The sequence below is a fragment of the Salinibacterium sp. VpJ6 genome, from assembly GCF_059767345.1.
The window spans coordinates 18,032-30,701 of the sequence record NZ_JBSOQL010000001.1; the positions used below are offsets into that span (position 1 = coordinate 18,032).

11 protein-coding genes, 1 tRNA gene and 1 riboswitch are annotated in these 12,670 nt (G+C 58.7%); all 12 genes read left to right on the forward strand.

Going from position 1 to position 12,670, the window contains the following annotated elements; genetic code table 11:
• The first annotated feature begins 34 nt into the window (after nt 1–34).
• Nucleotides 35–126: riboswitch (TPP riboswitch) on the forward strand.
• Nucleotides 118–927 carry a hydroxyethylthiazole kinase gene (gene thiM / locus ACWTV1_RS00090; RefSeq protein ID WP_100389183.1) on the forward strand — a complete coding sequence of 270 codons (810 nt, stop codon included), beginning with the start codon at nt 118–120 and terminating at the stop codon, nt 925–927. It overlaps the preceding riboswitch by 9 nt.
• Nucleotides 928–965: 38 nt before the next feature.
• A complete protein-coding gene (gene thiE / locus ACWTV1_RS00095) occupies nt 966–1,661 on the forward strand; it encodes a thiamine phosphate synthase (protein WP_498503641.1) in 696 nt (231 codons plus the stop codon).
• Entirely contained in the window at nt 1,658–3,211 is a 1,554-nt protein-coding gene (locus ACWTV1_RS00100) for a bifunctional hydroxymethylpyrimidine kinase/phosphomethylpyrimidine kinase (RefSeq protein WP_498503642.1), read from the forward strand. The genes thiE and ACWTV1_RS00100 overlap by 4 nt, the downstream gene beginning before the upstream one ends.
• A gap of 76 nt (nt 3,212–3,287) precedes the next feature.
• Nucleotides 3,288–3,364, forward strand: a tRNA-Pro gene (locus ACWTV1_RS00105).
• Between the two features lie 178 nt (nt 3,365–3,542).
• Nucleotides 3,543–3,788 (forward strand): helix-turn-helix domain-containing protein, encoded by a 246-nt coding sequence (locus tag ACWTV1_RS00110; RefSeq protein WP_498503643.1) that lies wholly within the window; start codon nt 3,543–3,545, stop codon nt 3,786–3,788.
• Between the two features lie 4 nt (nt 3,789–3,792).
• Entirely contained in the window at nt 3,793–4,959 is a 1,167-nt protein-coding gene (locus ACWTV1_RS00115; protein ID WP_498503644.1) for a tyrosine-type recombinase/integrase, read from the forward strand.
• Nucleotides 4,956–5,621: a type IV toxin-antitoxin system AbiEi family antitoxin domain-containing protein gene (locus ACWTV1_RS00120; protein ID WP_498503645.1), complete on the forward strand. Its 666-nt coding sequence runs from the start codon at nt 4,956–4,958 to the stop codon at nt 5,619–5,621. The genes ACWTV1_RS00115 and ACWTV1_RS00120 overlap by 4 nt, the downstream gene beginning before the upstream one ends.
• Complete coding sequence (locus ACWTV1_RS00125) at nt 5,618–6,535, forward strand: nucleotidyl transferase AbiEii/AbiGii toxin family protein (protein WP_498503646.1); 918 nt, start codon at nt 5,618–5,620, stop codon at nt 6,533–6,535. The genes ACWTV1_RS00120 and ACWTV1_RS00125 overlap by 4 nt, the downstream gene beginning before the upstream one ends.
• Nucleotides 6,536–7,023: 488 nt before the next feature.
• Nucleotides 7,024–7,212: a helix-turn-helix domain-containing protein gene (locus ACWTV1_RS00130; RefSeq protein ID WP_086992915.1), complete on the forward strand. Its 189-nt coding sequence runs from the start codon at nt 7,024–7,026 to the stop codon at nt 7,210–7,212.
• 100 nt (nt 7,213–7,312) lie between these two features.
• A complete protein-coding gene (gene hsdR, locus ACWTV1_RS00135) occupies nt 7,313–9,709 on the forward strand; it encodes an EcoAI/FtnUII family type I restriction enzme subunit R (protein ID WP_498503647.1) in 2,397 nt (798 codons plus the stop codon).
• Nucleotides 9,710–9,726: 17 nt separating this feature from the next.
• A complete protein-coding gene (locus ACWTV1_RS00140) occupies nt 9,727–11,199 on the forward strand; it encodes a class I SAM-dependent DNA methyltransferase (RefSeq protein ID WP_498503648.1) in 1,473 nt (490 codons plus the stop codon).
• Complete coding sequence (locus tag ACWTV1_RS00145; protein ID WP_498503649.1) at nt 11,196–12,665, forward strand: restriction endonuclease subunit S; 1,470 nt, start codon at nt 11,196–11,198, stop codon at nt 12,663–12,665. The genes ACWTV1_RS00140 and ACWTV1_RS00145 overlap by 4 nt, the downstream gene beginning before the upstream one ends.
• Nucleotides 12,666–12,670 lie beyond the last annotated feature (5 nt).

Below are 12,670 nucleotides of genomic sequence, written 5' to 3' on the forward strand. Positions count from 1 at the left end.
GAGCATCCGTGTGACCCGCTATCGTGGAGGCACAACTTGTGACACGGGGTGCCCTGCGGGGCTGAGAACACACCCGTCGAACCTGATCTAGTTAAAACTAGCGAAGGGATGTCGTGCATGTCGCGTACGCCACCAAACCTACTGACCGCCACTCAAGACGCGCTCGAGGCGGTGAGATCGACGTCGCCGCTCGTGCAGTGCATCACCAATAGCGTGGTGGTGGGCTTCACCGCCAATGCTCTGCTCGCTGTCGGAGCGGCTCCGGCCATGGTGGATATTCCGGAAGAAGCTGGCATGTTCGCTGGCGTGGCATCCGGGGTGCTCATCAATCTCGGCACCTGTCGTGAAGAACAGCGCGCTGCAGCCCTCGAAGCGGCGCCAGCAGCCAACGCTGCCGGAACGCCCTGGGTACTCGACCCAGTGGCCATTGGCGCCCTGCCCGTGCGTACTCCGCTGGCGTATCGCCTGCGTGACCTCGGCCCCTCCATCGTGCGGGGTAACGCCTCCGAAATTCTGGCGCTCGCCGAACTGGGCACGGGTGGGCGTGGTGTCGACAGTACGAGCAGTGTGGATGCTGCGCTCACCGCTTCTCAGATGCTCGCGCGGGTAACCGGCGGCGTCGTTGCGGTATCGGGAGCGACTGACGTGGTGACCGATGGCGTGAGTGTCGTAAGACTCACGAACGGGCATCCGGTGCTGACCAAGGTGACGGGTGGTGGTTGTGCTCTCGGCGCGATCATGGCGGCGTTTGCTGCGGTGACTCCGGATGCGCTGACGGCTGCTGTGGCGGCGACGAGCGTGTACACGGTAGCGGCCGACCTCGCGGCGGAACGTTCGGCGCTGCCGGGCAGCTTCGCGGTAGCGCTTCTCGACGCGCTGAGCGAAGTCTCGGTGGACGATATTGCAGAACGGGCGGTCATCGCGTGAGCGGGTTTGGCGTAGGCAACAGTAAGGATGCAGCAGCAGTGACTGGTTTTCGTGAGAGCTTCGACCTCTCGACGTATTTGGTGACGGACTCGGGGCAGGCGAAAGCTGCGGGCCACGACCTTGTGGATCTCGTCTACGAAGCGGTCGCCGGGGGAGTCACCATCGTGCAGTTGCGCGAGAAGGACATGCCGGCGCGAGAGTTTCTCGACCTGGTGCTGCGCGTCTCCACGGCGGTTGCTCGCAAGGTGCCCGTGCTCGTCAATGACCGCGTCGATGTGTACCTCGCTGCGCGCGAGATGGGGGCGAAGGTCGCTGGAGTGCACGTGGGGCAGGGGGACCTGCCCTCGGGATCCGTTCGGGCGCTTGTGGGCCCGCACGCGATCGTGGGGCTCAGCGCTGCGACCGAAGACCAATTGTATGAAGCGAGTGTGGGCTCTGCCGGTGTCGACTATGTCGGTATTGGCGCCCTGCACCCCACGACAACGAAGAAAGACGCTCCGGAGTCTCTGAGGCATGAACGCATGGCGGAGCTCATGGCGCTCAGCACACTACCTGCCGTCGCTATCGGTGGTGTGGGCGTGGATGACCTCGCGTTGCTGCGGGCGGGCGGTGCAGACGGTGCTGCGGTCGTGTCTGCCATCTGTGGTGCCGCTGATCCGCGAGAAGCGGCACGGGCGCTCGCCGCAGCGTGGGCCGGCGTAGTGGGTACTGATGACGAGGGAGAAGACGCGTGAGCGGGGTACGGAGCGAAAACGCTAGCGGGGCACGGAACGAAAACGGTAACGGCAGCAGTAGCGCGGTGCGCGTTCCTCGGGTGCTGAGTATCGCCGGCAGCGATCCTTCGGGCGGTGCGGGTATCCAGGCCGACCTGAAGTCGATCGCAGCCAATGGTGGCTACGGGATGGCAGCGATTACCGCGTTGACCGCTCAGAATACGCAGGGGGTGCGCGGAGTGCATGTGCCGCCCGCCTCGTTCTTGCGCGAGCAGCTCGATGCCTTGAGCGACGACATCGCCATCGATGCTGTGAAGATCGGCATGCTCGGCACCGTCGAGGTCGTGGGCGTTGTGCGGGAGTGGCTCGACGCCGCTCAGCCCGCGCTCGTGGTGCTTGACCCGGTCATGGTCGCCACGAGTGGAGACCGACTGCTGGATGCAGAAGCCGAGCAGGCGCTGCGCGACCTCGTGCGGGTGTGTGACCTGGTCACTCCCAACATTCCCGAGCTCGCGATCATCGCCGCAGAACCCGCCGCTGAGTCGTGGCCCGAGGTGCTGGAGCAGGCGGCGCGAGTCTCTGCCTCCTACGGGGTGCGCGTACTGGCCAAGGGCGGACACTTGAGCGGGGCCGAAGCTCCGGATGCGCTGGTGGATGCTCGTTCCGGGAACGCTGCTGTCGTGACTGAGTTTGACGGCATCCGTATAGAGACCAGCAACACCCACGGAACAGGATGTTCGCTATCGAGTGCGCTCGCGACCCGGATTGCGGCCGGCGGTGAGTGGGCCGCCGCTGTGGGGGAGTCGAAGCGGTGGTTGAGCGAGAGCATCCGTGCCGGTGCGGCGTTGCAGGTGGGCGGCGGGCGTGGTCCGATTAACCACTTTGCCGGGCTATGGGAGCGTGGAGGCGTAGAGACGTCGCTGACTGCTGCTGAGGTGCGCGAGCAGTGGTGGGCGCAGATCGCCTCGGTGCGGGCTGAGATCGACGGAGGTGACTTCGTGCGGGCACTGGGTGATGGTTCTCTCGACCGGGGCGACTTCGTCTGGTACCTGGCTCAGGATGCGCTCTACCTGCGCGATTATGCGCGGGCGCTCGCCGAAGCTGCCCGACTGGCACCCACCGCAGCGGAACAAGCGTTCTGGGCATCGAGTGCTGAGGGCTGCATCGTGACGGAGCTGCAGTTGCACGAGTCGTGGTCTCCCGAGGGAGAAGTGTTTGCCGCCTCGCCCAGTGCAACCACTACCGGGTACCTCAACCACCTGCTGGCAACCGCCGCCCGCGGTGACTACGCCGTGCTCGTTGCGGCCCTTCTGCCGTGCTTCTGGGTGTACCACGACGTCGGATCCCGCCTGCACCCGCTAGCGCACCCCGAGCACCCCTACGCCGACTGGTTGACCACCTATGCCGACGACGCGTTCACGGATGCCACAGAGAAAGCAATCACGATAGTGACGGCGCTCGCAGCAGACGCAACCCCGCAGGTTCGGGATGCGATGCTCACCGCTTTCGTGGCATCCACGGAGCACGAACGCGAGTTCTTCGCCGCCGCGCACGGGGTCAGCTCGAAATGATTCGGATTCTGTGCCACTTTTGACCCCAATGTGAACATCGGCACCTAAATTTCACGATAAGCTATTCGAGTTGTCACGGGCTGTGGCGCAGCTTGGTAGCGCACTTGACTGGGGGTCAAGGGGTCGCAGGTTCAAATCCTGTCAGCCCGACCAAAAAATCGCGGAAACTCAAGGGTTTCCGCGATTTTTCGTTGGTGAGATTTGATCCGGCCATCTAATGCCCATCTAGAACGCCTCCTGAAACAGCTTCTGACCAGCGCTTTGCTCGGTTCACGAGTGTCACTTACGGGTGGTTTCGGTTGTCTCGGAGCGCGCGGCGCACCTGGTCGGCATGACCAGCCCAACGCCACTTCCGCCATCCCTGCCCGACCTGCCGACGCTGCTCGACATCCGAGAACTGTCGGCCTACCTCGGCGTGCCCATCTCGACCATTTACGACTGGCGCTCGCGCGACGTCGGTCCGCGCGCGTACCGCTTCGGCAAGCACCTCAAGTTCGCGGTCACCGACGTGACCGCGTGGATCGAAGCGCAGCGCGACCCCGCGCCGTCTCCGCGGTCTGTGCCGCCTCAACGGTGACGCTGTGAGCCGCCCGCGCCTGACGATCGGCACCTACGGTGAGATCACGACCCGTCGTCGCCCGAGCGGGCGCATCGAAGCTCGCGCCCGCTACCGGGACTGGGATGGCGCCACACGGCTCGTGCAGGCGAGCGGCGACACTGCAGCCGCTGCAACGCACGCGCTCAAGGCCAAGTGCGTCGACCGCAATCTGATTGCACCGAGTGCGGGATCGCTCACGGCTGACAGCCCGTTCCCTGATCTGGTCGCGTACTGGCTCGAAGACATCGAGCTGGAGGATCGGCTCTCGACGGCAACCCGGCAACTGTATGAGCGAGACATGCGCACCCTTGTGCTGCCCGCATTCAAAGATCTGACGTTGCGCGAAATCGGGGTGGCCCGCTGCGACCAGTTTCTGAAGCGGCTTGCGAAGAATTCGTACTCCAAAGCGAAGCATGCGCGTGTCGTGCTGAGACTCGCACTCGCGTTGGCAGTGCGACACGAGGTGCTGATGCGCAACCCCGTCGATCATGTTGCGCGGTTGCATCGCGAAGCAAGCATGCCGGACGCGTTCACGCCCGAGGAAATCACCGCGATCCGTGCGGCGATTGCGTATTGGGAAGCCGGACGCGACGTCTCGGGGCCGAAGCCCGACGGGCAACTCGGTGCAATCATCGAGGTCATGCTGGGCACGTCCGCGCGCATCGGCGAGGTGCTCGCAATCCGCCGCCGCGACATCGATCTGAGCGTGCCATCTGTGCGGATCGCCGGAACGATCATCAGCCCGAAGGGTCAACTAACGACACGGCAGGATCACCCGAAGACCGCGCGTTCGCGGCGCACGATTCAGCTTCCGGGATTCGCTGCGCAAGCTGTGCAACTTCGGCTGAAGCAGCTCGACACGATCGACCCCCACGCGCTGCTGTTCTGTTCCCGCGAGGGCACTCCGTTGACGACGAATAACGTGCGCCGCCAGCTGCGGCATGTGATGAACCTGGCAGGGATCGAGGGCGTGACTCCGCACAAGTTCCGCCGCACGGTCGCCACGACAATCAACGAGCAAGCTGGTGTCGAGCTGGCCTCGCAACTGCTTGGTCACACTGACCCGGCGATCACGATCAAGCACTACATCCGCCGCAACGAGACCGTCGACCCCACGACTGCAGGTCTGCTGGAGAAGGCGTTCGGATGACGAAGCTCAGAACTCTGGTGATCAGAAACAGTAACAGGTATGCTGTATCTGTAACTAATTTAGTTCGAGCGGAGGTGAATATGGATGCTGCACTGCTACCCGACATGCTGGGATATAAGGATCTCACCAACGCGGGGCTGACGCGTCGGCAGTTTGACCGGCTCATCGAGAACGAGGAATACGAACGGATCGCACCCGGTCAGTTTCTGCGCACCGGCGCAACGGACGACACTACGGCTGCGTGGATGGCAATCGCTTCCAAGCGGCCGCAAGCAACACTCTGCCTGCTGACGGCCCTATCGATCCATGACCTCACAGACGAGATCCCGACACGTAGCAACATCGCGATACCGCGCGGCGCAAAGCCATTGACCGCATGGAGCGCACCGATCAGTTGGCACCACTTCGATCCTGCAACCTTCGATATCGGCCGCACTGAGTACGCGCTGCCGAGCGGGAGAACAATTGGGCTCTATTCCGCGGAACGCACGATCATCGATCTGTTCCGCCTCAGCTACGAATGGGGTAGCGACCTCGCAATCGGAGCGCTCAAACGATGGCTCCGTGTCAAAGGGAACAGCCCGTCCCAACTGCTCACCATTGCCAAGAGCTTCCCGAAAGGGAGACCCGCACTACAGAACGCTCTAGAGATCCTGCTATGACACCGAAACCACAACACGGCACGCCCGATGGTGATGCAACACTGGCAATTCAGAAACTCGCACGTGACACCGGCGGCGACGTGCAAGAGTTGCAGATCCTGTATGTACTCGAAGCGCTGCTTGCTCGCATTGCCGCGTCACCGCATCGAGACGATTTCGTGCTCAAGGGAGGTGTGCTGTTGGCGGCATTCGCTGCTCGTCGTCCTACCAAAGACATCGATCTCCAAGCCACTGGGTTATCTAATGATGCCGATGACGTGGCCGGGCGGTTGCGTGAGATTGCAGCCATCGAACTGTCTGACGGGGTGGCCTTCGACGCAGACAGCATCACCGCATCTGCTATTCGGGACGGCGATGCTGATGAGTACGCTGGCGTGCGCGTGCGACTCGTCGGTCACCTCGGTCGTGCTCGGCTGACTATCGGGATCGACGTCAACTTCGGTGACCCGATATGGCCAGCTCCTCAACTCATCGAGCTGCCGCGCATCGTGCCACTCGATCAACCGCCGGTTACGCTGCTCGGCTATCCGCTAGTAATGGTGCTCGCTGAGAAGATCGTCACCGCGATCGATCGAGGAGAGGGGAACACGCGCTGGAGGGACTTCGCTGACGTCTACACGCTTACGCACCTTCACTCAGTTGAGGCGGACACCCTCCGAAACTCGCTGGAGACCGTGGCAGCTTACCGAGGCGTCACGCTCGCTCCAGTGTTACCGGCACTCGCGGAGATGCCCGAGCGTGCGCAACCCAAGTGGCGTGCCTGGCGTACACGCGTAAATCGCCAGAAGGAGCTCCCCGAAGCCTTCGCCGAAGTGCTCAACGAAATTGCACGATTCAGCGACCCAGTGTTGCGAGAGACAGCCCACGGGATCTGGAACGTTGCGCAGCAAGGCTGGGGCGATCGCAATGAGTAGATCTGTGGACGAAATGGGAACGCGAGCGTACCTTGGTGACATGGGATCGTTTGCCGCTCATGGTGCAAAATCTTAGTTGCGCTTCGATCGCAGCGGGAAGAACGGTGGCGCAAAATTTGCGTCACCGTTGTTTTGTGTCTGGCAGAGGATGCAGAGGCACTGTAGTCGTCTCCCACACCCCAACGACCTGCCGCAGACGACTGAGTAGCCCTCTGCCTTTGATGAAGTTTCTAAACCTTACATCCGACTGGTGACACTTGAGACCCCCGCTCTGATGCTGCCACGCGTCTTGCAGATCGAGGCATAAGGTCCCGGCCAACCCAAGGATTGACCGCACTGCGAAACGTGGCAACACTGCTCGGAGGTGTCACTCGGTAACAAATGAGCGCGACCGCTGGAAAAGACCCAGCTGATTCCAGTGCGATCGGTCTACCTCCGATAAGATCCGTTCTAGCGGGTCGATTCCATCGACCCATCTAGGAGGAAACTTGACCGAGCCGTGGGTGTCTGCTGATGAGATCGCCGCCCATCTCAGTGTTTCCAAAGACACCGTGTACGTCTGGATCAATACACGGAATATGCCCGCTCACAAGGTTGGGCGACTCTGGAAGTTTCAGGCGAGCGAAGTTGACGAGTGGGTGCGCCAGGGTGGCGCCTCGACTCGGGAGGACCGGTAAACAATGTCACGATTCTGTGGTCCGCGTAAAGACATTATTCGCCGTTTTTGTCGGTGGCACGATGGCGCTGAAGTCGTCAACAAGCAGGGTGGGGAGACTGATGTCAAAGCTCACTGAAGAAGACGTAAAGCAGCGATTCATCACTCCTGCGTTGGTTGAGACCGCGGGGTGGCGCAAAGAACAGCTATTCATGGAGAAGGTCATCACGCCGGGGCAGGTTATCGTTCAGGGCACGAAGACCAAGCGGGGCGAGATCGGCAAGGCCGACTACGTGCTACTCGGCTCGAAATCACGCAAGCCTCTCGCCGTCGTCGAGGCCAAAGACATGCAGCACACGATAACCGCTGGCATGCAGCAAGCTCTTGGCTACGCCTCTAAGCTCGATGCCCCGTTTGCGTACTCGTCAAACGGTAAAGGTTTCATTGAGCACGACTTTTTCACAGGTATCGAGCGAGAGATCGGGATGGACGAGTTCCCAACCGAGGCAGCGTTATGGCAGCGCTACCTCGTAGGTAAAGGCTTAGATAAAAAGGGTGCGGCGCTGGTGGCAGAACCGTACTACGTTGACCCGTTCAATCGGCAAGAGCCTCGCTACTATCAGCAGGTTGCAATCGACCGCACCCTGGAAGCAGTTGCACACGGGCAAAACCGCCAGCTGCTCGTGATGGCAACTGGCACTGGCAAGACCTTCACCGCGTTTCAGATCATCTGGCGGCTGCTGAAGGCAGGCAGCGTAAAGCGGGTGCTGTACTTAGCTGACCGCAACGTGTTGATTGACCAGACAATCACCGGTGACTTTGAGCCACTCTCTGGACGGATCACCAAGGTTAAGGGTAAACAGCTCGACTCCTCATACGAGGTCTACATGAGCTTGTACCAACAGCTCGCAGGCGAAGGTGGCGAGGAGCCATTCCGCCAGTTCAAACCAGAATTCTTTGACCTCATCATCATTGACGAGTGTCACCGTGGCTCAGCCCGTGACGAATCGCTGTGGCGGCGAGTGCTCGATTACTTCTCGGGCGCCATTCACATTGGTATGACCGCGACGCCGAAAGAGACCAAAGATGTCTCGAACATCGATTATTTTGGCGAGCCTATCTACACCTACAGCTTGAAGCAGGGCATCGAGGATGGTTTCCTTGCGCCTTACAAGGTTATTCGTGCTGGCCTCAATGTCGATCTTGAGGGGTGGAGACCTAGCGATGGCCAGGTAGATGTTGACGGCCTTGAGGTTGAAGATCGCGAATACAACGTCAAAGACTACGACCGGAGCCTGATCATCGATGAGCGCACTCAGATGATCGCTAAGTACGTAACCTCATGGCTTGAAAAATATGGCACTGATTCAAAGACCATCGTCTTCTGTGTCGATATCGAACACGCCGAACGAATGCGCCAAGCACTCGCCAACGAGAACCTTGAACGCATGGTCGAGGACTACCGGTACGTCATGAAGATCACGGGTGATGACAAAGAAGGTAAGAGCCAGCTAGACAACTTCGCTGACGTTAACGAGCAGTATCCAACAGTCGTAACCACTTCAAAGCTGCTGACAACCGGTGTGAACGTCAAGACCATCAAGCTACTGGTTCTTGAGTCCAATATTGGGTCAATGACTGAGTTCAAGCAGATCATCGGGCGAGGCACTCGTCTTGACGCGGAGCACGGCAAAGAATTCTTCACGATCATGGACTTCCGTGGTTCTACCCGCCACTTCGCTGACCCCGACTTTGATGGGGCACCAGTGTCTATCATCGATCTGCCTGTCCCAGAACCCGGTGACGACGGTGAAATCCTTGAACCAGTCTGGCCAGACGAGGACGAATTAGCTGACGGTACAGAAGACCCTGACTTGGAGTCAGACGATGGCACGGTCATTATCTGTGACCCACCATGGATGACCGACCCAGGTGAGGACCCGGAGGGCAAAGTGCGCGTGCGCGGAGTCGAGGTCAAGCTGCTGAACGAGCGCATCCAATACGTTGACCCAACGACCGGCAAACTCGTGACTGAGTCCATCAGGGACTTCTCCAAGAAATCCCTGCTGAACACCTACTCCAGTTTAGATTCCTTCCTGCACGCCTGGTCTGCTGCCGAACGCAAAGACGAACTCGTCACCCAACTCAGTAGCCGTGGAGTGTTTCTCGAGGCTATCAGGGCAGAAGCTAACGGCACGCTCGATTACATCGATGACTTCGACATAATCTTGCATGTCGCATACGATAAACCACCGTTAACCAGGCGGGAACGAATCAACCACGTGAAAAAACGCGGTTACTTGCAAAAGTACTCGAGTGCGGGTGAACAGGTTCTAGAAGCTCTGCTCGACAAGTACGCAGATATCGGTATATCTGAAATCGAGACCACCCGGATTCTCAACAACGACCCCTTTACCCAATTCGGCTCGCCTAAGAACATTGCCAACCTTTTTGGTGGACGCGATGCCTACCTTCAGGTGGTTCACGAATTAACAGAAGCCCTCTACCAAGCCGCCTAAGGAGCGCCCCTAAGCATATGAGCCTCAACACCTTTATTTCCACCTCCCGCAAAATCATGCGCGGAGACGCCGGAGTCGACGGCGACGCCCAACGCATCGCCCAACTCACCTGGCTATTGTTCCTTAAGGTGTATGACGCAAAAGAAGCTGACTGGGAGTTCCACAATCCCAACTACAACTCCATCATTCCCGAGGTACTACGATGGCGCTCCTGGGCGCCCGATCACAAAGACGGCCGCTCCAAAACTGGCGACGAGTTACTGACGTTCCTAAACACGGAGCTATTCCCAGCGCTGAAAGCACTGCAGATCACCCCTGAAACACCGCTGAGTCAATCAGTAGTGCGCGCAGTGTTTGAGGATTCCAACCAGTACATGAAAGACGGGATCCTCATCCGTCAATTAGTGAATCTTATCGATGCGATCAATTTTGAGGAGTACGCAGACCGTCATGCTTTCGGTGACATCTACGAAACGCTGCTGAAAGAACTCCAAAGCGCGGGTAGCGCCGGTGAGTATTACACGCCCCGCGCCGTCACGGACTTCATGATCGAAATGATCAACCCCAAGCTTGGCGAGACCGTTGCTGACTTTGCTGCCGGAACTGCAGGGTTCCTCACCTCAACCCTCAAACATCTCGATGATCAAGTTGAAAGCGTTGAAGACCGCGCCTCATACCGGTCCAGCGTCTACGGCATCGAGAAGAAACCAATGCCCTACCTATTAGGTGTCACCAACCTGTTGCTACATGACGTGGATCAGCCCCAGTTCTTCCACGGAAACTCACTAGAACGCAACGTACGAGATTTCAAGGACCACGAGAAATTTGACGTGGTAACCATGAACCCACCCTACGGTGGAACCGAGCAAGATTCGGTGAAAGCCAACTTCCCTCAAGCCTTTCGCTCCTCCGAAACTGCTGACCTTTTCATAGCTCTGATTACATATCGGTTGAAGCGGAACGGTCGTGCCGGAGTAGTTCTACCTGACGGGTTCCTATTCGGCAATGACGGAGCGAAGCTCGCCTTGAAGGAGCGACTCATCAAAGAGTTCAACCTCCACACCATCATTCGTTTGCCCGGCACGGTGTTCTCTCCCTACACCTCGATTGCCACCAATCTGCTGTTCTTCGACAACACGGGTGCAACGAAAGAAACTTGGTACTACAGGGTGGACCTACCCGAAGAATACAAGGCGTTCTCGAAAACCCGTCCAATGCTCGGCGAACACCTCGCCAGCGCAGCCTCATGGTGGGCTGACCGTCAGGAGATCCACGATGCTGCAGGCAGCCCTAAGGCCCAAAGTTTTACCCCCGAACAGCTAATTACTGGTGGATATAATCTCGACCGCTGTGGGTACCCGCAGGCAGTCACTGTGGTGCTTAGCCCCGAAGAAACCATCGCCGAATATAGGACCAAACGTGCTGAACTCGATGGACAAATCAACGCAAAGATCGCCCAAATCCAGGCGCTTTTAGAGGTCGCCAAATGATCGCCGACCGCCTACGCCAATCCGTCCTCCAAGCAGCCATCAGCGGCAAACTCACTAATCAACGCCCCGGAGACGGCACCGCCGCTGATCTGCTCGAACAGATCGCCACCGAACGCGCCGAACTCATCAAGGCGGGCAAACTGAGGAAGCAAAAGCCGCTGCTGCCAGTTACAGCCGAGGAACAACCATTTGACCTGCCCAAGAGCTGGGAATGGGTTCGACTGGGATTGATAGCTAGGTATGCCCAACGGGGCAAGTCACCTAAGTATGCAGACGTCTCGCCCTATTTGGCTGTCTCCCAGAAGTGTGTTCGCTGGTCGGGCTTCGATCCTTCGCTTGCCCGCCCCTACGAACCCCAAGCGTTCAAGGCGCTCCCCAAGGAACGCCTCTTAGGCTTTGGCGACATTCTCTGGAACTCGACAGGGACCGGCACAGTCGGTCGTTCAACAATGTTGGCAAACTCGGAACCGGCTGCGTACGACGCTATGGCTGCAGATTCACATGTGACGGTAATACGCACTTTCCAACAACTGCTTCCGCGTTTTGTCGACATTTTCATTTCGTCGCCCCATATTCAGCTCAACCTGGATGACCTCACGAGTGGCACAACCAAGCAACAGGAACTCAATCTGGGCACCATCCTTGGACTACCCATTCCGGTGCCGCCGCTTGCGGAGCAGGAACGCATCGTCGGGAGACTCGACGAGGTTTTGCCCCTAATTGACCAACTTGCCGAGCTAGAGAGAGAGAGAGAGCATCTAGATTCCGAGTTCGCCAAAGCACTCGAACGCGCCATCCTGCAAGCAGCGATCAGCGGCAAACTCACCAAACAACTCCCAGGCGATGGCACCGCAGCCGAACTCCTCAAAACAATCAAAGCCGAACGTGCTCAACTGGGCAAAGGTAAGAACCCTAAAAGTCAGAAGCTGCTACCGCAAGTCGTGGCAGATGAGCAAGCGTTCAGGTTGCCCGACAGTTGGATTTGGGTCAATCTGGGGGAAACCATAAGCCTCTTATCCGGAAGAGACCTCACGCCTGAGCAGTATTCTGATAAGCCCATTGGTATCCCTTACATCACTGGTGCCAGTAACTTCGCAAATGGCTCTCTTACAATTACGCGGTGGACGGAGAAACCACTGACGGTTGCTCAGAAGGGTGATCTTCTGATCACCTGCAAGGGAACTATCGGGGATCTTGCAGTCCTACAGGAATCAAAGGCACATGTAGCAAGGCAAGTCATGGCGATAACATGCACACAGGTCTGTCGAGACTACGTCGCCGCATTCCTCGAATACTCGGTTTCTGCTTTAAAAGGGCAGGCAAAAAGTATGATCCCTGGTATCAGCCGCGACATGCTTCTACTTACCCATCTTCCACTTCCACCATTGGCTGAGCAGGGGCGCATCGTTACGAAGCTCGATGAGATGTTGCCATTATCTCGAGGAATCAAGGAACTCGTGTCATGAACGCG

Excerpts from the sequence above, each read along its gene's own strand:
- thiM (WP_100389183.1), top strand. The coding sequence starts at position 118 with ATGTCGCGTACGCCACCAAACCTACTGACCGCCACTCAAGACGCGCTC.
- ACWTV1_RS00110 (WP_498503643.1), top strand. The coding sequence starts at position 3,543 with ATGACCAGCCCAACGCCACTTCCGCCATCCCTGCCCGACCTGCCGACG.
- ACWTV1_RS00120 (WP_498503645.1), top strand. The coding sequence starts at position 4,956 with ATGACGAAGCTCAGAACTCTGGTGATCAGAAACAGTAACAGGTATGCT.
- ACWTV1_RS00125 (WP_498503646.1), top strand. The coding sequence starts at position 5,618 with ATGACACCGAAACCACAACACGGCACGCCCGATGGTGATGCAACACTG.
- hsdR (WP_498503647.1), top strand. The coding sequence starts at position 7,313 with ATGTCAAAGCTCACTGAAGAAGACGTAAAGCAGCGATTCATCACTCCT.
- ACWTV1_RS00140 (WP_498503648.1), top strand. The coding sequence starts at position 9,727 with ATGAGCCTCAACACCTTTATTTCCACCTCCCGCAAAATCATGCGCGGA.
- ACWTV1_RS00145 (WP_498503649.1), top strand. The coding sequence starts at position 11,196 with ATGATCGCCGACCGCCTACGCCAATCCGTCCTCCAAGCAGCCATCAGC.